This window comes from Listeria weihenstephanensis (genome assembly GCF_003534205.1).
In the GTDB taxonomy this organism is placed as follows: Bacteria; Bacillota; Bacilli; order Lactobacillales; family Listeriaceae; genus Listeria_A; species Listeria_A weihenstephanensis.
In genome coordinates this window covers 1,078,844-1,103,415 of record NZ_CP011102.1, presented here as the reverse complement: position 1 = coordinate 1,103,415, position 24,572 = coordinate 1,078,844, and the positions used below count along the sequence as shown (strand labels likewise).

Below are 24,572 nucleotides of genomic sequence, written 5' to 3'. Positions count from 1 at the left end.
TTTGCTACGTATCTAGGTAACGTAAAAAACGGACGGTTCCAGAAAATATCTTCGCTTATCCCAAAATAGTCAACGTAGTAACTGTACAAATCTTCTACGGTCTCAATCGTGACTTTTGGGAAAGCTACTTCCCCGAGCTAGTCCCTGTTTTCGGTATCTTCTTTATGAGTGTTTGTGAAAAAGCTCCGAACTCATCTACATTCTTTTTGACGATAGCCGCCCCAACAACAAGCGTAAGCTGTACATAATCAATCTGGTAGGACTTAATAAAAGTCTGATAATCTAAGTAATCTGTTTCGTTCGCCTCGCGATATGCGGCGTATAGGGTGTTTAGCTTAATTTTTAGCGGGATTTCACTCTCAACCGTTGCATTGATTATCTTGTCGAGAAAATCCTTATCCACAATGCCCTCGTCCTGCAATGTGAGGAATGTGGCAGCTGTGAGCTGTGTGTCAATATCAACCATGCCGTAGTTTTTCAATTCAATTTGAGCCATGTTGTTCTCCTCCTTTTCATAATAAAAGAGCCCCCAATTTTGAGGACTCTGATTTGCTATTCAGGTAAAAAATTCACGGGTACTTTAGCAGTCATCAAACTCTCACCTGATGCATTGAGCGCCGTTACTTGGTAGGTCCACGAGCTCCCTGCCGTTCCGGTTAAACTGTACGACGTGATAGATGTGGATTTCCATGGCACCATAGAACTATTTTGATAAAGCTTGTAGGATGTGGCCCCTGGAGAGGCTGCCCACGTTAGTTTTGCCGTGGTCTGTGTGATTTCACTAACCGCTAAATTCGTAGGTGTAACAGGCGCTCCTGCGGGTGCTGGTACGGTAACCGTAACGGAGCCGGGGTAGTAACTACCAACCTTCGACTCAACCAATACAATCGAACCCGAGATAATGCTGCTCGACGAAATAGAGAAGTACCCAGTTGCATCTGCCTGTGGTACAGAACGAGCGGTACCATCTACAGTTAGCCTCACATAACCACTTGGCTCGGTCATACCTGATACTATTCTGTCTACGCTGCTAATTGTGTTAAGTTCCAATCTGGGAAGTTCGATAGCCATAGGTGTTGGCATACCCTCGATAGTAGTAGGGTCTCCAGAGGATTTCCCATCCAGCGCTTTAAGTGTAAGCACGTTGTTGTACCCGCCTGTAATATAACTCGCCCCAACCTGGTACATATTTGCGTATGAGCCCGTTCGAGTCTCTGCACTTACTGCGGTTGTACCGATTAGAACATCCAGCGTCTCCATCACCGTTCCATTCCTGTTGTACAGAACAACCTTTACCACATCAGTTACTGCTTTTACAATATCTTTCGCGTAGTACCTGAAAGTGCCATCCTGATTCACTGGTACTTTTACTTTTTCAGTACCGTTCACAATGACGGATATTTGTTTTGCATAGTTTGTATTCATGATGCCTGGCATGTAGATACTGACTTCACCAGCTACAATCGTCCCTGTCGCTACATACTTATCACGATCATAAACGCGAACGTTTGTAACACTAGGTAGGCTCGGCCCTTTACCTTTTGCATTTGTTGTATCAGCCAAGTAGCGCTCCATCACCAGCATAGACAATCTTGTTTTTTGGCTAATTTCGTTAGATAGCTTACTCTCGACATTGTATTTCGAGACCGCTGTTACTCTAACTGTGTGGACCGTAGCCTCCAGCAATTTATCACTTGTAAATACGTTGCTTGTCGCTACCGCTGGAATTACTGCGCCATCTACATAGACATGATAAAAGGAAGCCCCTTGTACTAAGTCCCAGGTCCACGTGATAGTTTTATCCGTGAACTCCGAGACTTTTAAATTTTGGGGCTCAGCTGGGAAAGACGTAATCTTTTTTGACCATATCAGGGCTAAAGTCGGTATGCCATTTCTCGACTGTCTTCTTATCAATGACATCGTCAATCATCGCATCATAGCGAAGTTCTTTATTAGCATCTTTCATTGCCTTAACTGGGATTTCAATTTCCGCTACCTCCTCCGAGGCATTTTCTAGGCTCCATTTAATCCCACCAGTTACAGACATATTTGCAAAACCAAGCAATCGGCCGTTTCCATACATGTCTTGTTCCTCCGCAGTTAGCGCAAAATTCGCCGTTTTAGAGGACGATCCGTAAGCCCAAACGCCTTCCTTTAGGCCCTCCGTACTAAGGCCGTACAACTCACGTGCAGTCGCTAGATGAATATGCCCTGTGAGGGTCCCTTCCATCATTTCGGGCTTGCTAATCTCCTCTACTGGCACACCCTCAGATTTCCGTGTAATTGTTTTGATGGTTGCTTCACCTTCAAATTTCGAAAACTCACCGAAAAGTACACCAGGTGTTTTTACACCAGTCGCCGCGATGGGGTGCCAATGTACATTAGTAAAACCGTACGCAAAATATTCTTTTTTAGTTGTCATCTATTTTCGTCCTCCTTATAATTCGATTACCTCGTCTAGTGCTTCGCTTAGAGCATCTAATATGCGAGGGATTCGGTCGTCCATTCCATCATTAAAGAAATGATGAGCCAATGGGTTAGATGAGCCACGCCCCTCGTCAGGGAATGCAAGATATCCGAATGAGCCCTTCTTACCTGACGCGCCGCCTTTTGCTACAATTTCGAAGCCCAAGTTTTCCATACGCTTCATAAGCGGATTGGAATATCTGGCGTGCTTCTTCTCTCTGACGGCTTTTGCACCTCTTTGGCTCACAGGCATTCGCATGATGATCCCCTCAATAGCAAGGGCGGCTCCTTCCCTCTCCAATGACTGATTTATCGCTTTTTCAACATCCCCTGGAGACTCTGCTATCTTTTTCATCAGCAGCTCAAGATCCTTTGTATCTAGCTCAAACCTAACCATCGATAAAACTTCCTTTTTTGAAATACACTCTTGGTCTGGTAACCGTAATTTGATGTACCGTATACTCTTCCTTCGTGTCTTTGAACAGCAGTGTGTCCTCTGTTGCCTCTCTAATGTTTAGCTTCATCTCAATGAGCACATCCAAGATATCCTCTAATTCAGCTGCTGTCTCACTTGTACTAGGGAATACATAGGAGACAACCAACCGCTCGACGAAAGAAAAAGCACCTTCGCCTTTTTCCATCCCGTCGCGCTTGAACGCAAAAAAGTGGTATTTACTAGCCTTGATTTCCTCAACCGTTGGCCAGTTGCGAAATACCGCTACTCCTGCGCTTGCTAAGGTGTCATATATGAAATCGTCGGGTATGTTGGGTTTACGAAATGGCATTCTCAGCACCGCCTTTTTGCAGATACCAAAACAGCTTTGTTTTCTCCGCATCCCAGTCAAGGCTCACAACGTCGTACTCTTGCCCTTCGAGAATGACCTTCGCGGGTTTTGCTTTCCAAAAGTCAATCCCGTAAGGCGTTTTGATTTTTAAGTCGATAGATTCATTCTCACCCTCAGCTAGTGCGTAGTCGGAAGAGCGAGCCTCCATTAAAGCAAAGTAGCGAGTACCTACCTGCTTGAATACCTTCCCCACCACTTTCCCCTTGACGCGCTCCGTGATGATGTCTCCGTATGCCATGATGCCATCTTTATAAACTTCTGTCCTACTCTGATTTGCCATCGGCTACACCGCCTTTCAAACCCTCGGAAAGCTGGAATCGAAGCAAGCTGGATCTGTAATCCATCTCGAATAATGCAAGTGCCCCATTGCGATCATATCGAACTCGATTCTTTAACAGCGAGGTAGCCGTCCCTGGAGAATCGAAAGAAATAGACGTACCCGAGATATCTCTCAAATACGCCTTCGCTTCTTCTATTTGGCTATCCAGTGAAGGGTCATCCCAAGTTACAGCACACTCTTGCTTAACGTATGTTTTTAAATCAAACTCCGTCATTTTCAGCACCTTCAATCAGCGCAATCAGTTCCGCTTTCGTGGCCTTGACTGCGTAGGGGATTTCTCTCTCGTCCAGAATAGCTTTCAGTTCGCTATTTGTCATTGACTCTAAGCCAACCCCAGCTCTAAACGTCTGGGGTGCCTCAGGGTGTCTCTAATTCCTTGATTAGTGTTAGTAGAGGTTTCAAGTCTGTGATGTCAAATACTAGAAAAGATAAATTATCTTTAGGCCGTCCATTAGCCAGCTGACGCGCAGCGTATACTGTTTGGTCTTCTAAGAATCGATATTCTTTCGAAGACTCAATTTTTCCGGTTGTGCCAATTCCCATAAAGTAATCGGTCGGAACGCCGACAATCAGCTTGTTTTTATCCACATATCGGGATTGGATATCTGTGGCATTGATAGGCAGCGTTTGAACATACTGACCGTTTGCTGTCATGGTTGTAATCGCGCCGAAGAATTTCTCCCAGTACGTCAACGGATTCAATACAAACATGATGTTCGCCACTGCTCGCTTGCCGTCAAGTGTAAGGGGCGCCATGATTTTCTCACCCAGTGTTTGCGGTAGTAAATCGGTCAACGTAGTCGCGACCTTTTTCGGATATTCGCCTCCAACCACTGCACCGTCTAGGTTTCTATCCATACCGATAGGCATATCTTTTCCCGTACCTGTGACGATAGCCTTCTCCAAGCCAATCGCTAAAGACTCTGATAGTAGAGTGACGATAAACTTGTCAATCCATACAGGGCCAAGGTCTAGTGTAGAGTTGTATAACGGAACAAAGGCAGTTAGCTTTGCTTGCCCAACATCGATTTTATCGAATCCATTAGACAGCTCCTTCGTGATTGCAGCTGTTACATCAGACCACAAAGCGCCTTCCGCGTCTGCTTTGCGATACAGCCAGCGGGTAATACCTGTTGTGTTCACAAAATCGATAGCTGCAAGTAGTGGATGCTGCTCTTCTAGGTATTCAAAAATACGGTCATACACGGTTACCGGGATAACAACCTCCAGATTATCAAGAGCCTTGTTTTCAATAATTGTGTTGTAGAACTCTCGCTCTTGGGAGTTAAGCACTGTAAACCCTCGCTGCGCCATAACCTGGTCGTCAGTCATGCCTGCACGAGCCGCAGCTGCTGCTTCTGCTACAATTTGGTCTTGAAACCCTTGCGACCATTCGGCAAACGCCTCTGCTTGTGCCTTCGGGTCTTCCAGCGTCATGGCTCTATCGAGAACCGCTTGAAGCTTTTCCTTATTGTTTTTTACTTTATCTGGGTTTTTCATATTTTCATGTCCTCCTCATAGTAAAAAGGCAATCACTCAGACAATGCTTTGAGGGCATTGAAAAGCGGATTACCTTTTTCTTGTTTATTCGGTTGTTCTGGTTCAGGTGGTTCTGTCTTATTTTCTACGGGCTTCGGCTGCAATCTTGCAACTACTGCCTCCACAATTGCGTCAACATCTAACGCCTGCTGTTTTGATTCGGGTTTAGCAACAGCTGGCTCTAGTAATTGCTTAGGTACATTTCTGAATGTGTTTGTGATTGGGCTTCTGGCCATTGCTACCTGCTGGATTGGGTTAACTACATCAGTTATAAAGCCTTTTTCAAAAGCCTCTTGTCCTGTCATCCAGGTTTCTTCGGCCATCATTGCCGCAATCTCAGCCTCGTCCAAATTGGATTTAGATTTATAGGCGGCGATGATAGACTGCTTACTGGCATCTAGTGCTCGAATAGCGGATTCCAGGTCTGCCTTGTTTCCAAAAGCACCTCCAGCCGGGTCATGAATCATCATCTGAGCATTAGCAGGCATTTCGATTACATCACCTGCCATTGCAATCACCGAGGCAATAGAAGCAGCCATACCATCAATACGGACATGGATTTGCGCGCTGTGCCGTTTGAGCTGATTGTAAATTGCTTGGCCCTCGTATACGAACCCACCGTTTGAGTTGATATTGACATAAATTTTGTCTACATCACCCAGCGCATCTAGGTCCTTCTTAAAGTTGAAAGACGTAATATCCGAGTCAAACCAGTCATACCCATCCGCTACAATATCGCCGTAGATATCAATTTCGGCTGTATTATTTCCTTCGTCCTTCTTAAAGTTGAAACAAGAAAAAACGCGTTTTGTCATTCTTCATCACCTCCTTTCAGGTACTTCTCGATTTCAGCATAGTTCTTCGTGATGATATGCTCATCTGCCCAAGGCTCGTCGATGCGCTCTTTGCCAAGGAATTCCAGTACATCATTGACGCTAAACGCACCAATACGGACAAGAACCTCCATGCTGCCAGCGATATCTTTGTAATCAAAGGATTTAATTTTATCCGTTGATATCTTAATCCGGCTACCTGCCAGATACTCCTCTTTAGTGAACAGCTTACGGTTTAGCTCATTCTCAATCTGCTCTACAATCGGATTAATGCAGAACGTCAAAAAGTTATTTGTCAACTGCGAAATGTCCGCCACATCACCTTTTAACAAGCCACGAGGAATATGGAAAGCCATCGCTACTAAGTCAATGACATCATCAATGGCCGCCCTGATATCTCGGCTCGTAAATGCGTTCTTTGTGTCCGAGTTACTGAAATCATTTAAGGACAACCCTTCCTCCATCGTGACAACGGAATCGCCATCGGAGAAGAAGTTTTTAAAGCGGTTTGTCATGAGGTCATCGATTCGTTTATCACCCTCTGTAACGTCATTCTCCTCATCCTCTTCGTTTTCATACTTACTAAATTCCTGGTCAAAAAGTGCACTAATATTCAGCACTAGCTTTTTGGCGTTCTTGCGATTGTAGTTCTTAATGGAGCCAGATATGAGCTTGCCATAGCTATCATACAGCCCATCAATTGTTGTACGAATCTGCTTGTTATTGAGCTCTAAAAAAAGCACATCCTGCTCGTAGAAGGTGCGCTTAAAATTATAATTATTAGCCGCTACGTACTGGTAGCTGTTAGGTATTACAGCGTGCTTATTTCGCTGATATGAATCTGCTACAAGCATTTGCATATCGTCTGTTTGAATCACTAACGCGCCCTCATCGCTAAAGACAAGCTCGGAAACCAAGTCATTCAGAAAAGCCGTTTTTGACTGATTCTGGTTCGGTTGGATGTTGAGATTGTAGTACAGCTCACCCTTAATTGCCTTGCCTCTATCAAAGGTTTTGAACTCACAGCGTGCCAACGTCTTCGCGATTAGATTGACACTTGTTTGTACGGCTAGTTGTTTAAAAAAGATGTTTGCCGTAACTTCCTCGATTAAGTAATTCATCCGCTCTTTTTGCGCTGCTGCACTGTTCTTTTTACTTCCAGTACCTAGGCTTAGAAACATGTCTAATAGTCCCAATATCTCACCTCCTCACTAGTACGAATAACTGCGTGGCTTCCGCCTAATGCGCCGCACTTCTTTTAACTCACCATCTTGCGTTAGCGCGTGAATCAGCGCCATATACCCATCGTTCTTACGTTTCTCTGGGTCTATCTTTTCAAAGCTGACATTGCCTTTTGTGTCGATGTCTAGGTACGTGTTATTCGTGTACCAGCGCATCATCATGTCATCACCAAATACGAGCCGCTGCTTGGCAAAAAGCGAATCAACAAGCGGCAGAACTTTTGTATGAGTTGTCTTCCCATTTCGAACAATCCAAGGCTCAAATCCTCTCGACGAAATTTCTGGCTTGAGATATTGATACTTGTAATCATCCATACAAATCCGCTGAATGCGATACTTCTTAGCTTGGACCTCAAACCAATCTGCCACCACATCTGGCTCTATCGTCTCGCCGCGGATGATTGTGCATAATCCCTGCTCGACTGCTGCATCAATATCAAAGTTGAATTTCTGAACGACTAGCGCCGTCTCTGGGATGAACGTGTGGTGAATCCAGTAACGTTTATCGCCAACTTTGAACAATAGCCCCACTGCACAGAAATCACGAATACGAGCATAGTCAATCGCACCAATGCAGTTCATTCCGATAAGGTCTGGAAATTCTTGATTGGTTGCAAGTATATTCTCCCAAGTAGCAACCGCAGTCGCTAGGTTTTCGGTCGGACAGTTCATCCGCTTCGTCATAAACTCAACCATGAGCGAAGGCGTTACTTTTGCCGTCTCGTAATCTTGCTCTACTTGAGCTCGAAGGTCGCTGTTATAGCGCAACATCGGATTTGCCTTCTCCCAATTTTTCGGGTCATGCACTTCCTCAGGGTCATCAAGCCGACAAATGAAGGGGAAAAGTTTTGAGTTTGGAAGCTCCCCGCGAAGCACCATTCTAGCCCTGTCCTTGATATCGTCTAATACACTGCCTCGGACTTTCCCATCAGTCGTTAGGTAAAAGCGCCTAGCAAAAGGAACTTTCCCAAGCCCCGTTGTATGAACGTTAAAAGAGGCGTAGTTTTCGAAGGCATGTATCTCATCAAAGCCAACCGCGCCTGGCCGTCCTCCGTCCTTTGTTTTCGGATTAGAAGTTTTGAAGTTTATAGTAGAGCCGTTCTTTCTGTTCTGGATTTGCGTTTTACTCCACTCATACCGACTCTTCATAAAAGCTTTATTTTTATTTAGCATATGGCGGATATCTTCAAATGACGTCATCGCTTGTTTTTCCGATGTGGCTACGATATCAACATTGTAATTTTTCACACCATGATTCCCGGTTGTCAGCTCAAATGTGGCCTCCGATAGAATAGTGTTCTTCCCAAAGCCCCGCCCTGCATATATAAAAAACTCATTGAACATTAATTCCAAATTTCCATGCTCGTCTTTTTCAAACACATAAGTGATAAAAGCTAGCAGGAATTTCTGGAATGGTAGTTGTTTCAATTCAAAAAACCGCTCTGCATTTGCTAGGGCGGTGTCAATCCGTTTATTATCTACAAAAGCATTTGAGCTATCCAGTTTATTCCGCAAGAATGGCATGAGGTCTTTCATTTCCTGAGAGCTTAGAACTTCACCAGTGTCCACCATGGTCATCCATTCCGAAATGGCTGGATGGTACTTATACGGAATCATCTTCGTCGCCTCCAGCTGCCTCTGCATTTTCTGGATTCATCTGGAGGTATGCGAGAATACTAAGCAGCTGCTTGTTAACTTTCTGCTGTTCTGGAACAGAATCGTTTTTCTTCATGCCGTGCATTCCAGCAACTGCTACACCCCGGGCCGTGATATCCAGCTCCAGCTGAGAAGCCGTATCCCATAGTGCCATGTATTGCTCAACTATATCCAGGTAGGGCTCACGCTTAGCGTCCTGCTCCTCCAGATGTTTCAGGAGCGAGTTTCTAATTCGTCCGCGCCGCTGCTTGTAGCTCTGCGAATCTCTCAGTATTTCCCAGCTTTCAGTTTCTGCCATTTTTCTCACATCCTCTCACATGGAATCCTAGAAAGTTGGACACCCATGCCCCTTCCCCGTTGTTCGGTTTCCCAAAAACTTAGCCATCTGGTTTGACCGGGGGGTACCACCTAGCGCCAACCTACCAACGTTCTTCATTATCAAATTTCTTTTTCTGCTTCTGTAATTTTTCTGGATGCTCTCGGTTATGATGGACCTTGCAAACACAAAATAGATTGCTCAGTGTCAACGCTAGTTCTGGATAGTCACGCACTTCCTTGATGTGATGGACAGCTTCGCACTTACTGTGCTTACCTTCTGCCTTGCAAAGCTGGCACTCATTGTTGTCGCGTCGTCTAGCTTTTGCTCGTACATTCTTCCACGCCTTCGAGTTATAGAACCTAGTCATATCATCCAGCAATACCATCCGGATAATCTCAGCTGTTGTCATCTCATCACCTGCCCATAACAAAAGCCCAGCGCATAATTGCACCAGGCTTCTCACTTTGTTTTGTTTCGTTCTCTTATCTATCTCACCCTATCATAGTAACATGGATAGTGTCTCCAATTGGTCGCCAAAAAGTCGCATGGCTTATTTGCGTTGGAATATATCTTCTATCCCATCCATTCCAAACATAAGCACGCCCAACGTTTCACACGCCTTATTCACTTCCTTGTACACATAGCTTCGGTCTATATTGTACTTCTCACTGATTAATTCTACCGTAATCTTTTGGGGATTTAGATACATATCCTTAACTATCCGGATGCGTCGCATGTCTTCCTCGGTGCCTTCGTTGCAAGACTTCTCGTAGGTATACAGCACTGCATCCACGAACTTCATCATCGCCTCAGTCTTGACTTCTGTTTCAGTTAGCCCTTTGATGTCTAACGCTCTACCGCCTATGAGTTCCAGGAATGGCTCTAGGATATGCAGGTCCTTCTCAATTTCATCACAGTACAGTTTCAGGTTGCGGTAGTTCTTTAACAGCAACTTAATGTTTCGCAAGCGCCAGTTATGGTCTTTCTTCTTCTGCCCCTGCTGCATCTTGTTGTACTCTTCGGCCGCCGTCTTGGTTGCCATTGCCGTGATAATCTCTATCTGCTTTTTAGATAGCCCAACCGTTTTACCCACTCGCTCTCACTTCCTTCCTGTTACTGATTGCCCTCAACACGGTTGATGCTATCCTGTTCACTAAATCCGTTCGGGTATCTAAGTTTCAGCTTATCAAGATTCCGCTGCGCTATCTCTTCTAGGTCCACATCAATGCATACGGCCAGCTGTGACACATACCAAAGCACATCGCCTAGCTCTTTCGCTACTGCATCCTTATCCAACTTATGCCCATGAAACATATACTTCTTAACCAGGTCAGCCACTTCGCCAGCTTCACCCGTAACGCCTAGTGCAAAGTTTACCATCGCTGTATCATGGTGCCCCGTTGTCGTTCGCTTAGATAATTCCTGATATTCATTCAGACTCATTTGACTCATCCAACTCAATCCTTTCTTGTTCGGCTAATCGTTCCAACCACTTATTTATGGCGCTTTTATTTATGCTATAAAATTTCTGCACTTTTACACGGCTTGCGTTAAACGCTACTGCTATGTTTACCTGACTAAAGTCTAAGAACTTCAACTCCGCATAAATCTTACTGCTTAAATCCTTAATGCTATTGTGCCTGTGCCCAGCCTCATCGAGAAAGTACTCAGCTTTCAAATACGGATTCTTACTTACCCGTTCATCCTCCAGCTCCTTCAACTGCTCTCTCAACTCCTTACGCTCTGCTCTTGGCAACCTTGGGTCAAGCAACTGCTCAATCAGCTCTCTTTGACGCGCTTTATTCTCTGGTAGTATCAATGTTCCTAACCTCCTCTAAGCGGGCTTTGACCGCCTCGAGTAAGGCGTCTTGCCCTATTTTTTTATTACCTAATGCCAGAACCACTTTCTCGTCCAGTGTTCCTTTTGCAACGATGTGATGAATGATTACCGACTTATCCTGGCCTTGACGGAATAGCCGCGCATTGGCCTGCTGATATAGCTCTAAGCTCCACGTTAAGCCAAACCAGACGATAATATGCCCACCATCTTGCAAGTTGAGCCCATGCCCTGCACTTGCTGGATGTGCTAGCAAAACGCCAGTCTTGCCATCATTCCATTTCTTAATGCTCTTTGAATCTGTCAGCTTTTCAGGTTTATATTTTTTCAGGTACTTCATGATACGCGCCTCGTCATGCTTGTACGTGTAGAACACAAGAACGGGCTGCCCATTACTCTCCTCGATGATATCCGCTAAGGCTGCTAGCTTTCTGTCATGAATCTCTTGGTATTCTCCGAACTCGTCATAAATGGCGCCATTGCAAAGCTGTAACAGTTTATTGGACAATACAGCAGCCGAATCAGCCACTACATCCGCATGTTCTAACTCAATGATTAGCTCTTTTTCCAGCTCCGCATATTGCTGCTTTGCCTTCTTAGGTAGCTGAATAGCGATTGTATTATCTATCCGCTCCGGCATTTCCAGCCAATCCTCGGCTTTCATACTGACGCAAATATCGCTAATCCGTTTATGGATAGCAGCCTCTGCGCCTTCTCGCAATCGCCAGTCAAATATCACATGCCCATTCCGTGCACCCGGCGAAAAATAGCGGTCCTGATACATTCGCTTTGTTTTCCCTAATCGCTCGCCCTGGTCCAGTAGATACAGCTGTGGCCATAAATCAAGTAACGTGTTTGGTGCTGGTGTTCCAGTTAGCCCTACCAGCCGTTTAATCTTCGGCAGTACTTTGCGCAATGCCTTAAACCGTTGAGATTTATTATTTTTGAAGCTGGAAAACTCATCGACGACGACCATATCAAAATCCCAATGCTTTCCTAGTCGGTCCACTAACCAAGTAATATTTTCTCGATTTGTGACATAGATATCGGCTTGCTCGTCTAACGCTCGTTCTCGCTGCCTTTCCGTACCTAGAATCTTTGAAACTTGCAAGAACTGCGTATGAGCCCACTTTTCCGTTTCGCGGCTCCAGGTGTCTTCTGCAACGCGTAATGGCGCGATGACTAAGACCTTGCTGACCTCGAACTGGTTATACATCAATTCGACGATAGCTGTTAGGGTTGTGATAGTCTTCCCCATCCCCATATCGAGGAATAGGCCGCATTTGGGATGAATCAGCACATTTCGGATGGCAAAGTCCTGATAATCGTGCGCTACAAATATAATCGGCTTAAAGGGTACCATTATCAAATAGCTCCATCAGGTTATCGACTCGTTCTTTGCAATCTGCGACATAATGGAGTTGCCCTTTCTCGACAATCTGCTTCGTTCGCTTCTCTTGAAGTTTCCGCAGCTCCTTACCTGGCGCTTTCGTTTCGACAAATACGAGACGCCCGCCAAGCATCACAATCCTGTCTGGCACTCCGCGCGTTCCTGGACTTGTAAATTTCCAGCACAAGCCCTCTCGCTTTCGAACTTCTTTTCGAAGGTATTCCTCAATCTTTGACTCCCGCATCTTATCACCTCATTTTTCGATTTCACAATTCACAAGAGAAGTGTCAACAAAAAGCCCTCCGTTCTGCCTTATATACGCGTATAGGCGTACGCAGGCGTACATGTGCCTCGCGCATTACATAAATACACCTAAACTACTCTTATATATAGATATATTGTATCTTTGTTGACACTTAGGCTTGACACTTACGGGCTGTAGCCTTTTACCCGTCAACAAAAGGTGTCAACATAACGAAACTTTGTTGACAGTCAGATATTTCCTTATGTTGACACTTGGAGAGTTTGTTGACACCTTTGTTGACACCTAAATTTCACAATCTTCTTTAGTCAGTTAAAGGAATGCGGGTATAAGCTCGCTGCCTTCCGTACTGTTTTCCGAACCGTAAAAGGCCCTGATGGTCCTGCCAATTTTCGATATTTCGGAGTGCCTCATTGATTTCTCTGGCCTTCTGCTTGGTGAGCTGTTTGGCCTCACCGTCCATCATTTCGCACCATATTTCCATTGCACAGACCTTCTCACGTAGCACTAAATCCTCTCGCTCCACTTCGTCAAAGTCGTCTCCACGAAGGAAATTCTTGCGCTCTGCGATATTCTTGTCTGCCCAATCCGGCGGTATCGGTGTCTCCAGATATTCTCTGATAAGCCCCTCCAATATATTGGATTCTGTAAATTTGGCTTGCTGCGCTCTTGCTTGACTCTCTAACTCGCCCTGCAAATACAGCGTTTCGCCTTCCTGATATCGGACAAAAGCCTCTGCCCAAATCTGGTCCACCACGTCCTCTTTCAAGTCTGTAAAAACCGACTTTCTTCCATAGCCATATACCTCGATTGGCCAAAAACGTCTGTTTCCAGTTCCATCTCGCAAAAAGGTATTATCATTCGTCGTAGCTATGAAAATACACTGTCTAGGAAATCCCTGGACATTCTCACCATAGGCCACCCGGAAGCGGTCTTCCCTAGCCGATATAAACGCTTTGGCCTTTTCCACTTCCGTCTTATTCAAGGCGGATAATTCGCCTAACTCCATAATCCAGTAGCCTTGTAATAACTCATAGGCTGCTTTCCCATGTAAGTCCTCCAAACTGTCCGAATACCACTCTTTCCCTAACTTATCTAGCAATGTACTCTTACCAAGGCCTTGCTTTCCGGTCAATGTGAGAACCTGGTCGAATTTCGTACCCGGAACCACCACCCTGGCCACTGCGGCCGCAAACGTCTTCCTCGTCACAACCCTGGTATACTCGCTATCCTCCGCCCCTAGATAATCGATGATAACTGTATCAAGCCGCTCCTCACCATCCCATTCCAGCCCCTTCAAGTAATCCCTGACTGGGTGAAACCTTTGGCGATGCATCACTTCTCTTAGTGCATCCTTGATTTTATCCCGGCCACTTATGTCGTAGACCGTTTCTAGGTAGTTGCGTAGCGCGCTGTCATCTAAGTCCTTTTTCTCGTCTAGCTTCTTAATCTTGCGCCATGGCACATTGCCAAGTAGCGACATACGATAATTAAACTCGTTATAGCCGAATTTACCTTTGAGGTAAGGATCGTGCTCTAAGATCCGCAAAATATTAGGCGCAGATGATACCACTTTGCCGTTACGGTTGATACTGAGCTTTCGCATCCAGCTTTTATCGGCCTTTTCAGGCTCCTCTTCATCTTCGTCTAAGATGTCCGCGAAGTCTTCCAAAGCGCCTACTAGCGAGGTTTCGACTAAGTTCTCTTTGACGTTATCGTCATCTCGCGCAAAGTCCGCCATGGCCATAAAAGAAGGCAGCCGATTGACTGGCGTGTTTTCTGGGACATCGTCGTCCTGGGCACCAAATAAATGGATTCTCACCAGGTCAAATGCGTTCACCAGCTTTTCGGAAATCGGGTCCGTCCCATGATGTGAAAAGGCGAAAAGCCCATCTTCATATAGGACAAGGCCCCCGACAGTACTACCATCGACATAGGTGTAGCGCCCCTCCATAGCAGGCTCGTATTTGTCGGATAAAAAGGCCTCAATGGCATCCTGAATCATGTACGTCTTGCAGAAGGCCCCAACAATACCAGACTTGTCCAGCGGGTTTCCTTGCCTGTCAGCTAATCGCTTGCGTGACTTCTGCCGTCTGCTCGATTCTGGCCAAAATGACGGGTCAGTCCAGTCGTCGTACGTCGCCAGTACCTTGTCAGGGTCTAACCAAGCGCCATCTTGATACTGAAACTCGAAAGTGCCATCTTTGGACGTGCTCGGCCAGTACATCAGGCGGTGAGGCTGATAGGTCGTATCATCAAATACGTCGATATCCAAATCCGCCGCTATTCGTCTGCTCACTGCCTGGTACTCGTCAGGTGTTACCGCACGTAGCAAAGGAATGACAACCCGCAAACGAGGCTTATCTGGCGTGTGCTTATGCGTCGAATACACGGCACAGGCGAAATCATAGAACAGTTCAATCTCTTCCCATAAACCAGGTTTTGCGAAATCCGCGTCCAACGTTATCAGCTGCCGCCATTTCACATTTTCAGCTTTCCGCCTACCTTTCAGCAGCGTACCACCAACAAATCCGCCGATATCCTTAATCTTGGCTTGCTCCGTCTTCGGCATGTTCAGGTACTCGTCGAAGGTTTCGGCTGTCCTGGTTGTCTGGCTGATTTTCTCCAATACTTTGAACCATGATGTTTCTTTGTTCTTCCACGCTTTCTCTTTCCGACTTTTCCCAACGGCTAAAGTGAGCTTGCCATCCGTGGAGATAGCAATATCTTTCGCATTCAAGTGCTAACCTCCTTCCCTGTAAATTAACGTTGTTGTGTTATTTTGTTACTACTGCACTAGCACCTTGGATTTCCACCCAGCCATGTTTTTGGCGAGCTTCCATTTCCATCTGCTTCAATAGTTCAGGAGTGATTGATTTGGAAATTGTCTCATTAGCTTTCGCTTCGGCTTCTGCCTCAATTTGCTTTTTGTCGGCTTCCCCGTTTGCCTGAATGACTTTTCGCTCAGCGTCGATTTTGTCATTTTCCAGCTCCAGCTTTTTCTTCGAGTTTTCTTGGGACACTTTGACACGGTCGTCAATCGCCTCTTGTGTTTTCTTGTCTGCTTTCGGCGCTCCAAGTGTTGTATCAGATACCAAGAAGCCTAATTTTTCGACATTGGTTGCAAAGTCTTTTTGGATATTCTGCGAGGCTTCCGTTGCATCCTCCCCGTAGATATCTAATAGGTTGTATTTGCTCACAACCCGGCGCGTTGTTTCTAGTAGACGGCGCTCCATATAGCCTTTCTCCAGCTCCTCGACTGGAACGCTGCCGAATGTTTTATAAATATCAGTCGCTTGCGCTGCATCAATCTTGTAGCTGTATGACAGGTCCAAATTGATGTTTTTCCCATCTTTCGTTGATACCACCAGATTTTTCGCATCCACTGTACGCAGTTTCGTCGGGTACTCGTTGACCTTGTCCAGCAAACCGACCATATGCCAACCCTGGCCAAGTGCCTCCTCTTTAATCCCGCCATTTGGCGAGTAGACGATACCCACATTTCCGTTGTCCACTTTCGTCAAACACATCACCAAACCAATTGCCCCAACAACTACCACTACACCCGCAACAACCGCTCCTACTACACCTTTACTCATCAATACCAGTCCTCCTCATTATTTTCAATGTCGTCTTTCACTTTGTCTTTTCTCCCAATGACAAACTTGCCAATTTTACCGAACAGTGGACTTAGCAGCGACCAGATAAACACAAGCAGCCCTGCCGCAATTAGCCCGATATAAAACCACTTCATTTCGAGCCGCCAAGCCCAAGCAGGTCCTTATTGATGCTCGTGGTCGTTAGCTCATGCTTCACCTCTGGCTCAATGCCGGACAGGTCAAACCCGATTTCCTCCATGAGGACCATTGTCTTCTTGATAGAGGTAGATTGTTTCACCATCGATTCAACCTTTTCAAATTCTCCAATAATAAGGGAGTGCTCAGATTTGTAATCATGCTTCATTGCGTTTAGCTCCTCGAAATCTTGACCAATATAGCTAGAGAACTGGCGCACTTTCCAATCTTCAAAGTCCTCGACAATACTGTCATAGGAAGCATCTTTCAAATCACAATAATTTACTGGTATGACTTCCAGCACCTCAACTGCAAGCTGCCTATTTTCGAGCAAGTTGTCATGTATCGTGCCTAGCAACTCCTCCAGTTGATGCTCATCAATTATTTTCTGGAAGGCCTTGCGCTTCCTCTCATCGTAGGCTTTTTCAAATTCCGTAACTCGTGCGGCCCTAACTTTCGCAATCACGTCATACAGTTGCGATTTTTTAATTCCCGCCATTCTCCTCAATCCCTTCTAACTTAGTTGATTCCAGCCGTTCCAGCTCAGCGCGATAGTGGAAGGCCGCGCTATAAGACACAAGCGACCAGCCCTCACTCTCGTACTTCCGAATTTCCGCCCAGAACGCCTTATATTTTGCTTTCCGCTTCACCTTACTTAGCGGGATTCCTGCAACCATTGACACCTTGAGCGTTTTGTCCATTTAGCTCACCACTTCGTCTTCCTTGAATAGCTCATCTACATCCTTGCGCGCCACCTTAGTCGCATCGAAAGCCACATCATCAACGAACACGTCCCACTCTGGTGGTACGGCAACACGCTTGCCATCCGACACACGCTCAAACAGGTACATTGTAGGCGCCCAACCAGGCTCACTCCATATACACTCTTCTACAAATCGATATTTCCCTTTGATTGTCATAACTCGGGTTCCTCCTCATCATTTCTACTTTTTAACGCTGCCCCGCATTTAGGGCAGAAATTCATTTTCACAGCGGTCATCCCCCAGTCGCAGCTGACAACCAGGCTATCATCTCGAATAGCCACATAGCCCTCTACGTCCGGGCCCTCATCAAAAGTTGTGAGGATTTCCCAGTTATCTGTACAATATTCGCAGCCACTCACCTGTTATGCTCCTCTCTGAACAGCCGAACGCTATCACGACGCACCTCTCGCAATTTGGCCTTAAGTTCTGCCTTGCCATGCCCGTATTGGGTTTTACCATAGTTGTACTCAGGAAAATCCTTTACAATATCGTCCATCTCAAGAATCTCAATACAGCGTTTCATACTCAGAATAAGAGACAACTTTTTCTCCTGCTCGTTCATTTATGAGCACCTACTTCCAACTTGCCTAGCTTCTGCTCAAATTCCTTTTTTAGCAGTTTCAACCCCTGGCACTCAAGAGAAGTACGAAATACCAGCTCGCGCTTTGACGCCAGTAAGCTATCAATTCGCTCCAGCTCTTCTCTATAGTATTTTTTGGACATCTACTCCGCCTCCTTGGGTGAACGCATGAGCCCCTCCATATAGACCGTGCAAGCGATAGCTGCAATACTTTGATGAAATTTATAGGTGTGTCGTTTAGCCTCAACCACACCGATATCCGCCGCAATAGACTCATATAGTTCAAACGTGTCAATCTCAACACCGAAATACTGCTTATCAGTTTCCAAACGTTTCACGCCGTACTCGGACATTCCTCTGCGCAGCACTTCCACCAGCTCCGCGTTGCTTAAATCCGCAGATGGACCATAATTGACTGCAACAGTAGCAATCGCCACTTCCAGAGCTTCTACAATTTTACCTGCGGGCGCACCTGCCTCGAAGCCCACCGTTTCGCCTGCATGGTGTTTTAGTTTATAAATCATTTTTCCACCTCATTTTTCTTGAATGTTGGTATATACTAACTTGTAAATATTTGCTATGATATTACTAATACATAGCAAAGGAGTTTTTTTTATGTTCACTTCACTTAGAGTCCTTATTGGCTTGCATTTCCTAGTTGCTTCAATACTCACCGCTTTATATCTGATAAACACTCATCAGATAATCGCTTTTTTCACTACACTTCGGGAGTTTAGCCAAGAACAATACATAGGAATAGTTATTGTCATCCCTCTTTTTTACATAGGTATGTTTTTGCTTGCATATCCTAAATATGTGGACAATAATGCTTCAAAAGGTTACAAATTTGGCGAAATAAACTTAACAGTAATTATGCTAATCACTGTATTGATACTTTTGTTTTTTGCATCCACTTCACCAACATTTAAAATACAAGATTTAATCCCTGTACTAATTATGGCGACCACCTCACTTAGTATTATTACGCTACACATGGCTCTCGGAATTTCCAAATTTGCTTTCCAAGTATTTAGTAATTCCATAGATGACCCAAAAGACAGGTACACTATACTCCTCGGTATTTTCGCGACAATAATATCCCTTATAGCAATTTTCAAATAGCCTAATCTTTCATATAGAACACGGATGAAAAGCCATCGCCCTGTAAGGGCAAATCAGGCGCCCATGGAATCGGTTCAGCCAGTAAGGCGTTTAGCTTATCGACTGAACTTTCTTCCAGCGGTACCTCTGTGATGGCCTCATCGTGTACGTGCATAACCGTCTTGACACCAGCGTCCTCAATCCGCTGTAAGGCAATAGCAAGGCAGTCCCGAGCGATGGCTTGGACGATGTTCTCGACCAGCTTTCCGCCATACGTATGTTGTTTGTGCCAGCCTTTTTCGGAGGTTCCCATGTAGGCGATTTGGTCGCCATACTTGCCTGGAACTAACTGCGCTTTGAAGTAGGCGAGTCTTCGGCCTGACGGTAACTCAATAAACAAGATGCCAGCCTTATAATAGAAGGTAAGGCCTTTATAGTGCTGCGCTTTTCGTGTACCGATTGCAGCTTTAGCCTTGTTCTCTACGCCTCTCCAGAGCTTCGTAATCGCCGGACTGGCTTTCCGCCAAGCATCGACAATGCCTTGCAGCTCTTCCTCTTTCAGCCCCATATTTAGGGCACCCATGGCAATTAGTGCATTTACGCCGCCGTTATACCCTAGCGCCAATTCGGACACCTTGCCTTTTTGCCGTAGCTCTTTGTCCACCTCGTCCATCGGAATATGGAACATCTGCGAAGCCGAAGCCTCGTAGATTTTGCCATGCCCTCGAAATACATCTAGCCGCCATTGCTCACCTGCCAACCAGGCAATCACACGCGCCTCAATAGCGCTAAAGTCGGTAATATCGAATGTATGGCCATCTTCGGCAATAAACGCGGTACGGATGAGCTGAGAGAGTACATCGGGCACATTGCTGTATAGCATTCGGAACGTTGCATAATTGCCCATTTTCAAGTCTTCCCGTACCTCGGCTATATCTTTGATGTAGTTACGGGGTAGGTTCTGCACCTGTACCAGACGGCCAGCCCATCGGCCAGTACGATTCGCTCCATAGAACTGGAGCAAACCGCGTACCCGGCCATCTTTACACTGAGCATGTCGCATTTTCTCGTACTTTTTAACACTGGTTTTCGACATTTCCTGACGTAGCTTGAGCATTTCGCGCACTTCTGGCAGCAAAGACTTATCGGCTAACAGGTTGCTGATAGCTTCCTTATTAATACTCGTGACCTCGTAGCCTTTTTTGCCTAACCATTCTTTTAGCTGAGCAGGACTGTTCGGATTTGCAAGGCCTGTAAGCCTTTTTGCCTGGGCTACTAAAGTGCGCTGATACCACTCTTGGCAGGCAATCGCGTGATTGACCAGGTCAATATCGATTTTTACGCCTGCATCAACAATGCGCTGGTCCAGCTCCCAGTACTTTTGTTCATCGGGTGGGAACGGGAATCGCTCTAGCTTATTGCTGATAGCTCGCTCGACGACAACGTCTTGCACACAATACTCCATGAACATCTTCCACTTGTCTGGCGCATGTTCTGGATAGTTTCGGGTACGTCCCCCGTTTGCCTTCGTAGGCTTGCAAGGCATACAAAAGTAGCGGATGAGCGCCTTACCCTCTTTGTCCTTCCTTTGCTGTAAGTTGAGCGCCTCGGACATCGCGTCTAGACTGGCAGGCAATCCCAAAATGACTCCGTGAATCATCGTGCACCGCCATTGCTCCGGCGGCATTGCAACACCATAATACTTAGCCAGACAGGTTCGCTCAAAGTTGGCGTTTTGCGCTGTCTTGAGTACATCTGGATTCGTCAAATCGGCCAAGACTTCCTCTGGAATTTCGTCTATGGTGAGGTCAACAATTCCCACCTCGCCATCGTTATAGGCGTAACCTAGGAGAATGATTTCGAAATCCTCATCCTCCGTATAGGCATATACGCCGCAGTTGCGGATGTCCCGGCCTGAGTATGTTTCAATATCCAGTCTCAGGACTTTTCGACTCATAAGTCATCATCATCGTCAAAATCGTCGTCATCAATGAGGTCAGCAAAATCTTCTTTCGCACTAGTACGGGTACCACCAAGAGGTTCGCCGTCTTCTAGGAATAGAAGGTTATTCAAGCCTACTGCAATCCCTTTACTGCCATTGCTGTTATAAGCAAAAAGATTAACACTTGCACGACCGTAACAGCCAGAATAGAAATCCTCCTCATCCTCTAAAATCCTCCCTTGTTTGTTGATGACCTCAGGTGCTCGATTACTGTTTGCATTGAGGAAAAACGTATCTTCAAACTCTTCCTGTTCTTCGCGCTCGTCATCGCCATCACGCAGTGGCAGCTTCAAACTCTTAGGTGCTTTCTTACCGCCCCAGGTAGCAAGAGCGCGCTCGTCCTCTTTCAACTCTTCAATAGCCTTGTTGATAGCTTTGAGCGTCTTCTTGTCAGATTTATCAATGATGAGACAAACACTGTATTTCTTCGGCTGGCCCTCTTCACCGCTCCATGGTTCGAACACATGCGCATAACTAAATCTAACTTTCCCTGTTACTACTTTTGCCATTTCTTCATCGTCTCCTTTAGTTTTCTAAGTCGTCCGCAAAATCATCCGCTGCGGCTGACTTTAGACTGATTTCTCTTCTTTTATCTGATTCTACTGCGAGCGTTGGGCGACCTGGGGGCTTCACAATCAAGTCTCCCAGTATCATGACCACCCGCTTCTTGCCAACCATTTTCTCCAGGTCTCCGAGGCCTTTAAGTTTCTTGTTCATGAGGTCATCTTCGGAGTAACCTTCTAGCTCCAAGGCGCCCAGCACAGTCTCCTCATCCACGTATTTCCGGTTACTTTTGCCCTCTACTAACTTCCAGCCTGGGAATTTGATGCCTTTAGCCTCCGCCTCTTTTAGCGCGAACTTCTTGACATCATCCGCCCACTTACCCAGCTCTGCCGCTTGTTTCAGCACGGCCCCTATTTCTTCGGGCTGCATGAGTCGAGGGTCTTTGAAGTTGTACGTTGTAAAAGCAAGGTTAGCCTCCGCTCTGGCCTTGCAAATCGCTTTTGCCTTGCAGAAGGTACACCAGGAACCCGGTACCTGCTCGCCCTCGCCTTTATCGGCAAGTAGCGCGGCTGGTCTGACTACGTTATCCGCCCAATCGAGCAGGTCACTGACTTCCATCTCGAACTCGGTGATACTGTCCAGACGTGGCTGCACAATCGTCATTTTGACGGTATGCAAGTCATAGCCTAGCTCGAAAGCATTGTAGGCACCAAGCCCGTACAGCATGAGCTGGCTATTCTCCTCTGCGAAGACTGGGACACCCTTGCCATACTTCAAATCGACAATTTCCACAACGCCATTCCCGACGATGACCGCGTCACCTGTACCGAACCCCCCACGTGCCCAACCCGAATAGTCGAGACGCTGCTCAATGGAGAGTACAGCATCAGGGTCCGCAGCATGAGCCGCTTGGAACTTTTCAATCACAACAGTCGTATAGACTTCGACATGGTCAATCATCGTCTCGTCGTAGAGCTCGTGTTTTTTGAGCAGGTTCAGTTTCCGGATGTACTTCGCTTTGTCTATCTCACGGTTGAATCGTTGCAGAATGAGCTCACCGAAGCTATGCGCCAAGGTGCCCTCTCTTGCGAAGATACCGCCGCCCTCCTGCTCGGGGAACTTGGCTTCTAGGGATATGGAGGGCGTACAGTTTAGCCACCTGCTCGAGCCCGAGGCTGACAGCTTGGCGTGTACGTCTGGCATATTACAAGCCCAGTTCTTTGATTAGCGCTTTGATGTCATCAGCGAACGCTTCGTAATCGTCTTCGTCTAAGTCGCCCATTTTCTCAACGCCGTAGTTTTCGCGCAGGATGCCACGAATTTTACCACTTTGCTTCGCTCGGATGATAGGACGGGTTAAAGTACGGAGGGTATCTTCTGTATAGGCCTCGTCCTCATCATCGTCAGACTCGACTTTCGCTTTGTCCTTCTTTCCCGCAGCTTTGGATTTTGGTGGCGCTGCTTCCTCTACATCCTCATCCTCTGATTCAGCAGCGAGGCTTTCCAGCTTAGCGATGAACGGCGCATAGTCTTCTGGGTCAAGCTCTTTTAGCGTTTTTACCTTATACGACCGCATTGCTTTTTTAACGGCCGGATGCTTAGTGCCATTCTCAAACTCACGGATAGCGCGTTTCACGTCCACCAGCTCAAGCTCTTCCTGCTCGTCGTCCTCTTCGACTTCCTCCACGTCTGCCGTATCTGGCTCAGCGGAATCGGAAGCAGCCTCGGCCTTCTCGTATTCTACTTTCGCCTCCTCTGGCAAGGTTGGCGCTGTGCCCACTAGTACAGCTAGCGCTTTGTGGAATTCCTGTGCATCTTCTACCGACTCGATTTCAAAAAACATTTTCATTATTTCATTCCTCCATTTTTAATTAGTTTTACTTGATTTGCTGGGATATAGAACTCGTCGCCGCAAGGGTCTTGCAGTCGTAACAATATTGGTCTGTCTGACATTGGGGCCGTTGTAGTTTCAATAACGGTGCACTGCTGTCCTTCTGCGGTGTACTGCTCTGCTCCTGCGCGGTCTTGGATTTCGACGCTATCCCCTACTTTAATCGGCAAGTTTGTCACCTCGTTTTTCTACAGGGCAGATTAGTAAGGCCCTTTCTACCTCTTGGTCGTTCATATGCCCCATAGTTTCATAGATAGGCTGCATAAGACCTCTAAGGAGAACAATGTCGCCTACCTTGAAATCATTCAACCGGCGATTTTGACGACGAAAATGCATCGCCCGTTTATATAATTCAACCTCCCTAGATGTTGCGGGCTCAAGGGCTGCATCCACATTAGAATTGATATAGAACTGGTCATTGCTTACAAAATGGCGCTTCCCTCCATGAAAAACATCAGCTGCAATTCTACGACCCGCCACTTCGGTTATTAGGAAAATCCTTTTACCCGCTGAATAATACTGCCCAACCTCATATTTTGATTTAACGATGAAGTCTCCAGCTGCCAGCGCATAAATGTCTTTAGCAGTCAGGCCATTCGCCTCAAGCAGCTCCGACTCAATAAGTTTCGCTAAGATAGATACTTTTTCTAGCTCCGTTCCGCTAGTCCAGCCACCCCGCAGCGCCCAAATAATGCGCTCATTTAACTCTTGATTAATTTCTAATTTTTTCAAATCCTTCGCCTCCTCATCAAATTCAACTCTTTCACCGTCAACGTAAAACTCCATTTCAGGCGCTTCATATCCTTCGGGTATCAATCCCACCAACTCCTTTTCTCGGTTCATAATGGCGTATCGCAAGGCGTCTATAGCGTGGTCGCTTTCGGCTAGTGGGGATAACCCTGCTTGCCTCAACTTCTCTCGTTCTTCATTAGCCCACTTTCCATAAAACTGTACTTCGGCTGCGCTAAGTTTTAAATTAGCAAATGGATGGCCAACGATACGAGCTTTTATGGGGCTTGCTACTCCAAGGCTCGGGTCTGCTTTTTCCCAGCTAAGCGGTGGAAAAACCTCCTCATCTAGGGGGCATATCCTCTCGAAGTAGTCCGTATCGACAGTTACAGTTGGCTTACTTTCAGCAAAGTAGCGAGGCAGAATACTCTGACCAGGTCTATTCTCTATGTGAATATTAATAACGTCCCTAGCCATGC

At 46.2% G+C, this 24,572-nt stretch carries 35 protein-coding genes; 1 reads left to right on the top strand and 34 read right to left on the bottom strand.

Features of this window, described 5'->3' with window-relative positions; genetic code table 11:
* Positions 1-124 precede the first annotated feature (124 nt).
* From UE46_RS05375 to UE46_RS05250, 28 genes are all read right to left on the bottom strand, one after another.
* On the bottom strand, positions 125-496 hold the full coding sequence (locus UE46_RS05375) for a hypothetical protein (RefSeq protein WP_036058631.1): 372 nt from the start codon (positions 494-496) through the stop codon (positions 125-127).
* A 56-nt stretch (positions 497-552) separates the two neighbouring features.
* Positions 553-1,920, bottom strand: coding sequence for a fibronectin type III domain-containing protein (locus UE46_RS05370; protein WP_143812871.1), 1,368 nt, complete (start codon positions 1,918-1,920; stop codon positions 553-555).
* Entirely contained in the window at positions 1,835-2,422 is a 588-nt protein-coding gene (locus UE46_RS05365) for a hypothetical protein (RefSeq protein WP_036058627.1), read from the bottom strand. Before UE46_RS05365 ends, UE46_RS05370 begins: the two co-directional genes overlap by 86 nt.
* 15 nt (positions 2,423-2,437) lie before the next feature.
* Complete coding sequence (locus tag UE46_RS05360) at positions 2,438-2,863, bottom strand: hypothetical protein (protein WP_036058626.1); 426 nt, start codon at positions 2,861-2,863, stop codon at positions 2,438-2,440.
* Positions 2,856-3,251: a hypothetical protein gene (locus UE46_RS05355; protein WP_036058625.1), complete on the bottom strand. Its 396-nt coding sequence runs from the start codon at positions 3,249-3,251 to the stop codon at positions 2,856-2,858. Before UE46_RS05355 ends, UE46_RS05360 begins: the two co-directional genes overlap by 8 nt.
* The gene (locus tag UE46_RS05350) at positions 3,238-3,591 is read right to left on the bottom strand and encodes a hypothetical protein (protein ID WP_036058624.1); all 354 of its coding nucleotides are present in this window, start codon (positions 3,589-3,591) and stop codon (positions 3,238-3,240) included. The genes UE46_RS05355 and UE46_RS05350 overlap by 14 nt, the downstream gene beginning before the upstream one ends.
* Entirely contained in the window at positions 3,575-3,865 is a 291-nt protein-coding gene (locus tag UE46_RS05345; RefSeq protein ID WP_036058622.1) for a hypothetical protein, read from the bottom strand. The genes UE46_RS05350 and UE46_RS05345 overlap by 17 nt, the downstream gene beginning before the upstream one ends.
* Positions 3,852-3,968 (bottom strand): HeH/LEM domain-containing protein, encoded by a 117-nt coding sequence (locus tag UE46_RS05340; RefSeq protein ID WP_118907460.1) that lies wholly within the window; start codon positions 3,966-3,968, stop codon positions 3,852-3,854. The genes UE46_RS05345 and UE46_RS05340 overlap by 14 nt, the downstream gene beginning before the upstream one ends.
* 40 nt (positions 3,969-4,008) lie before the next feature.
* Positions 4,009-5,151: a phage major capsid protein gene (locus UE46_RS05335; RefSeq protein WP_036058620.1), complete on the bottom strand. Its 1,143-nt coding sequence runs from the start codon at positions 5,149-5,151 to the stop codon at positions 4,009-4,011.
* Positions 5,152-5,183: 32 nt separating this feature from the next.
* Entirely contained in the window at positions 5,184-6,005 is an 822-nt protein-coding gene (locus UE46_RS05330) for a head maturation protease, ClpP-related (RefSeq protein WP_036058619.1), read from the bottom strand.
* The gene (locus UE46_RS05325; protein ID WP_036058618.1) at positions 6,002-7,219 is read right to left on the bottom strand and encodes a phage portal protein; all 1,218 of its coding nucleotides are present in this window, start codon (positions 7,217-7,219) and stop codon (positions 6,002-6,004) included. The genes UE46_RS05330 and UE46_RS05325 overlap by 4 nt, the downstream gene beginning before the upstream one ends.
* A 15-nt stretch (positions 7,220-7,234) precedes the next feature.
* Complete coding sequence (locus UE46_RS05320) at positions 7,235-8,881, bottom strand: terminase TerL endonuclease subunit (RefSeq protein WP_036058616.1); 1,647 nt, start codon at positions 8,879-8,881, stop codon at positions 7,235-7,237.
* Positions 8,868-9,218, bottom strand: coding sequence for a P27 family phage terminase small subunit (locus UE46_RS05315; RefSeq protein ID WP_036058615.1), 351 nt, complete (start codon positions 9,216-9,218; stop codon positions 8,868-8,870). The genes UE46_RS05320 and UE46_RS05315 overlap by 14 nt, the downstream gene beginning before the upstream one ends.
* A gap of 121 nt (positions 9,219-9,339) precedes the next feature.
* Positions 9,340-9,702, bottom strand: a complete 363-nt coding sequence (locus UE46_RS05310; RefSeq protein WP_233230989.1) for an HNH endonuclease — start codon at positions 9,700-9,702, stop codon at positions 9,340-9,342.
* Positions 9,703-9,789: 87 nt separating this feature from the next.
* A complete protein-coding gene (locus UE46_RS05305; RefSeq protein WP_036058614.1) occupies positions 9,790-10,332 on the bottom strand; it encodes a hypothetical protein in 543 nt (180 codons plus the stop codon).
* A 20-nt stretch (positions 10,333-10,352) separates the two neighbouring features.
* Positions 10,353-10,682: a nucleoside triphosphate pyrophosphohydrolase family protein gene (locus UE46_RS05300; RefSeq protein ID WP_036058612.1), complete on the bottom strand. Its 330-nt coding sequence runs from the start codon at positions 10,680-10,682 to the stop codon at positions 10,353-10,355.
* Positions 10,669-11,058 carry a hypothetical protein gene (locus tag UE46_RS05295; protein WP_036058610.1) on the bottom strand — a complete coding sequence of 130 codons (390 nt, stop codon included), beginning with the start codon at positions 11,056-11,058 and terminating at the stop codon, positions 10,669-10,671. The genes UE46_RS05300 and UE46_RS05295 overlap by 14 nt, the downstream gene beginning before the upstream one ends.
* Positions 11,039-12,439, bottom strand: coding sequence for a DEAD/DEAH box helicase (locus tag UE46_RS05290; protein ID WP_051492757.1), 1,401 nt, complete (start codon positions 12,437-12,439; stop codon positions 11,039-11,041). The genes UE46_RS05295 and UE46_RS05290 overlap by 20 nt, the downstream gene beginning before the upstream one ends.
* Positions 12,426-12,617 carry a VRR-NUC domain-containing protein gene (locus UE46_RS05285; protein WP_233230988.1) on the bottom strand — a complete coding sequence of 64 codons (192 nt, stop codon included), beginning with the start codon at positions 12,615-12,617 and terminating at the stop codon, positions 12,426-12,428. The genes UE46_RS05290 and UE46_RS05285 overlap by 14 nt, the downstream gene beginning before the upstream one ends.
* A gap of 415 nt (positions 12,618-13,032) precedes the next feature.
* Positions 13,033-15,468, bottom strand: a complete 2,436-nt coding sequence (locus UE46_RS05280; protein ID WP_118907459.1) for a virulence-associated E family protein — start codon at positions 15,466-15,468, stop codon at positions 13,033-13,035.
* A 37-nt stretch (positions 15,469-15,505) separates the two neighbouring features.
* The gene (locus UE46_RS05275; RefSeq protein WP_036058605.1) at positions 15,506-16,327 is read right to left on the bottom strand and encodes a prohibitin family protein; all 822 of its coding nucleotides are present in this window, start codon (positions 16,325-16,327) and stop codon (positions 15,506-15,508) included.
* Positions 16,327-16,482 (bottom strand): hypothetical protein, encoded by a 156-nt coding sequence (locus UE46_RS16280; RefSeq protein ID WP_159103073.1) that lies wholly within the window; start codon positions 16,480-16,482, stop codon positions 16,327-16,329. The genes UE46_RS05275 and UE46_RS16280 overlap by 1 nt, the downstream gene beginning before the upstream one ends.
* Entirely contained in the window at positions 16,479-17,021 is a 543-nt protein-coding gene (locus tag UE46_RS05270; RefSeq protein WP_036058602.1) for a hypothetical protein, read from the bottom strand. Before UE46_RS05270 ends, UE46_RS16280 begins: the two co-directional genes overlap by 4 nt.
* Positions 17,008-17,223, bottom strand: coding sequence for a hypothetical protein (locus UE46_RS05265; protein ID WP_036058600.1), 216 nt, complete (start codon positions 17,221-17,223; stop codon positions 17,008-17,010). Before UE46_RS05265 ends, UE46_RS05270 begins: the two co-directional genes overlap by 14 nt.
* Positions 17,224-17,442, bottom strand: a complete 219-nt coding sequence (locus tag UE46_RS05260; RefSeq protein WP_036058597.1) for a hypothetical protein — start codon at positions 17,440-17,442, stop codon at positions 17,224-17,226. It lies immediately after the preceding gene.
* 199 nt (positions 17,443-17,641) lie between these two features.
* Entirely contained in the window at positions 17,642-17,848 is a 207-nt protein-coding gene (locus UE46_RS05255) for a hypothetical protein (protein ID WP_036058594.1), read from the bottom strand.
* On the bottom strand, positions 17,845-18,009 hold the full coding sequence (locus UE46_RS16275) for a hypothetical protein (RefSeq protein WP_159103072.1): 165 nt from the start codon (positions 18,007-18,009) through the stop codon (positions 17,845-17,847). The genes UE46_RS05255 and UE46_RS16275 overlap by 4 nt, the downstream gene beginning before the upstream one ends.
* A complete protein-coding gene (locus UE46_RS05250) occupies positions 18,010-18,390 on the bottom strand; it encodes a hypothetical protein (protein ID WP_036058592.1) in 381 nt (126 codons plus the stop codon).
* 91 nt (positions 18,391-18,481) lie between these two features.
* Between UE46_RS05250 and UE46_RS05245 the strand changes: the two genes are divergently transcribed.
* Positions 18,482-18,988: a hypothetical protein gene (locus tag UE46_RS05245; RefSeq protein ID WP_036058591.1), complete on the top strand. Its 507-nt coding sequence runs from the start codon at positions 18,482-18,484 to the stop codon at positions 18,986-18,988.
* A 1-nt stretch (position 18,989) separates the two neighbouring features.
* On the opposite strand, the gene UE46_RS05240 is transcribed toward UE46_RS05245, so the two are convergent.
* Genes UE46_RS05240 through UE46_RS05215 form a run of 6 tightly spaced genes read right to left on the bottom strand, consistent with a single transcriptional unit; the run spans position 18,990 to position 24,570 of the window.
* On the bottom strand, positions 18,990-20,924 hold the full coding sequence (locus UE46_RS05240; RefSeq protein WP_036058588.1) for a DNA polymerase: 1,935 nt from the start codon (positions 20,922-20,924) through the stop codon (positions 18,990-18,992).
* Positions 20,921-21,478: a DUF2815 family protein gene (locus UE46_RS05235; protein WP_036058584.1), complete on the bottom strand. Its 558-nt coding sequence runs from the start codon at positions 21,476-21,478 to the stop codon at positions 20,921-20,923. The genes UE46_RS05240 and UE46_RS05235 overlap by 4 nt, the downstream gene beginning before the upstream one ends.
* 16 nt (positions 21,479-21,494) lie before the next feature.
* Positions 21,495-22,676 carry a DUF2800 domain-containing protein gene (locus UE46_RS05230; protein ID WP_036058581.1) on the bottom strand — a complete coding sequence of 394 codons (1,182 nt, stop codon included), beginning with the start codon at positions 22,674-22,676 and terminating at the stop codon, positions 21,495-21,497.
* Between the two features lies 1 nt (position 22,677).
* On the bottom strand, positions 22,678-23,322 hold the full coding sequence (locus UE46_RS05225; protein ID WP_036058580.1) for a hypothetical protein: 645 nt from the start codon (positions 23,320-23,322) through the stop codon (positions 22,678-22,680).
* Complete coding sequence (locus tag UE46_RS05220) at positions 23,322-23,534, bottom strand: hypothetical protein (protein ID WP_051492756.1); 213 nt, start codon at positions 23,532-23,534, stop codon at positions 23,322-23,324. Before UE46_RS05220 ends, UE46_RS05225 begins: the two co-directional genes overlap by 1 nt.
* Complete coding sequence (locus tag UE46_RS05215) at positions 23,524-24,570, bottom strand: hypothetical protein (protein WP_036058579.1); 1,047 nt, start codon at positions 24,568-24,570, stop codon at positions 23,524-23,526. Before UE46_RS05215 ends, UE46_RS05220 begins: the two co-directional genes overlap by 11 nt.
* Between the last annotated feature and the right edge of the window lie 2 nt (positions 24,571-24,572).

Bases quoted from the DNA above. Each gene is read 5' to 3' on its own strand.
- UE46_RS05375 (WP_036058631.1), bottom strand. From the start codon at position 496: ATGGCTCAAATTGAATTGAAAAACTACGGCATGGTTGATATTGACACA.
- UE46_RS05370 (WP_143812871.1), bottom strand. From the start codon at position 1,920: ATGTCATTGATAAGAAGACAGTCGAGAAATGGCATACCGACTTTAGCC.
- UE46_RS05365 (WP_036058627.1), bottom strand. From the start codon at position 2,422: ATGACAACTAAAAAAGAATATTTTGCGTACGGTTTTACTAATGTACAT.
- UE46_RS05360 (WP_036058626.1), bottom strand. From the start codon at position 2,863: ATGGTTAGGTTTGAGCTAGATACAAAGGATCTTGAGCTGCTGATGAAA.
- UE46_RS05355 (WP_036058625.1), bottom strand. From the start codon at position 3,251: ATGCCATTTCGTAAACCCAACATACCCGACGATTTCATATATGACACC.
- UE46_RS05350 (WP_036058624.1), bottom strand. From the start codon at position 3,591: ATGGCAAATCAGAGTAGGACAGAAGTTTATAAAGATGGCATCATGGCA.
- UE46_RS05345 (WP_036058622.1), bottom strand. From the start codon at position 3,865: ATGACGGAGTTTGATTTAAAAACATACGTTAAGCAAGAGTGTGCTGTA.
- UE46_RS05340 (WP_118907460.1), bottom strand. From the start codon at position 3,968: ATGACAAATAGCGAACTGAAAGCTATTCTGGACGAGAGAGAAATCCCC.
- UE46_RS05335 (WP_036058620.1), bottom strand. From the start codon at position 5,151: ATGAAAAACCCAGATAAAGTAAAAAACAATAAGGAAAAGCTTCAAGCG.
- UE46_RS05330 (WP_036058619.1), bottom strand. From the start codon at position 6,005: ATGACAAAACGCGTTTTTTCTTGTTTCAACTTTAAGAAGGACGAAGGA.
- UE46_RS05320 (WP_036058616.1), bottom strand. From the start codon at position 8,881: ATGATTCCGTATAAGTACCATCCAGCCATTTCGGAATGGATGACCATG.
- UE46_RS05315 (WP_036058615.1), bottom strand. From the start codon at position 9,218: ATGGCAGAAACTGAAAGCTGGGAAATACTGAGAGATTCGCAGAGCTAC.
- UE46_RS05300 (WP_036058612.1), bottom strand. From the start codon at position 10,682: ATGAGTCTGAATGAATATCAGGAATTATCTAAGCGAACGACAACGGGG.
- UE46_RS05290 (WP_051492757.1), bottom strand. From the start codon at position 12,439: ATGGTACCCTTTAAGCCGATTATATTTGTAGCGCACGATTATCAGGAC.
- UE46_RS05275 (WP_036058605.1), bottom strand. From the start codon at position 16,327: ATGAGTAAAGGTGTAGTAGGAGCGGTTGTTGCGGGTGTAGTGGTAGTT.
- UE46_RS16280 (WP_159103073.1), bottom strand. From the start codon at position 16,482: ATGAAGTGGTTTTATATCGGGCTAATTGCGGCAGGGCTGCTTGTGTTT.
- UE46_RS05270 (WP_036058602.1), bottom strand. From the start codon at position 17,021: ATGGCGGGAATTAAAAAATCGCAACTGTATGACGTGATTGCGAAAGTT.
- UE46_RS05265 (WP_036058600.1), bottom strand. From the start codon at position 17,223: ATGGACAAAACGCTCAAGGTGTCAATGGTTGCAGGAATCCCGCTAAGT.
- UE46_RS05260 (WP_036058597.1), bottom strand. From the start codon at position 17,442: ATGACAATCAAAGGGAAATATCGATTTGTAGAAGAGTGTATATGGAGT.
- UE46_RS05255 (WP_036058594.1), bottom strand. From the start codon at position 17,848: ATGAACGAGCAGGAGAAAAAGTTGTCTCTTATTCTGAGTATGAAACGC.
- UE46_RS16275 (WP_159103072.1), bottom strand. From the start codon at position 18,009: ATGTCCAAAAAATACTATAGAGAAGAGCTGGAGCGAATTGATAGCTTA.
- UE46_RS05250 (WP_036058592.1), bottom strand. From the start codon at position 18,390: ATGATTTATAAACTAAAACACCATGCAGGCGAAACGGTGGGCTTCGAG.
- UE46_RS05245 (WP_036058591.1), top strand. From the start codon at position 18,482: ATGTTCACTTCACTTAGAGTCCTTATTGGCTTGCATTTCCTAGTTGCT.
- UE46_RS05240 (WP_036058588.1), bottom strand. From the start codon at position 20,924: ATGAGTCGAAAAGTCCTGAGACTGGATATTGAAACATACTCAGGCCGG.
- UE46_RS05235 (WP_036058584.1), bottom strand. From the start codon at position 21,478: ATGGCAAAAGTAGTAACAGGGAAAGTTAGATTTAGTTATGCGCATGTG.
- UE46_RS05230 (WP_036058581.1), bottom strand. From the start codon at position 22,676: ATGCCAGACGTACACGCCAAGCTGTCAGCCTCGGGCTCGAGCAGGTGG.
- UE46_RS05225 (WP_036058580.1), bottom strand. From the start codon at position 23,322: ATGAAAATGTTTTTTGAAATCGAGTCGGTAGAAGATGCACAGGAATTC.
- UE46_RS05215 (WP_036058579.1), bottom strand. From the start codon at position 24,570: ATGGCTAGGGACGTTATTAATATTCACATAGAGAATAGACCTGGTCAG.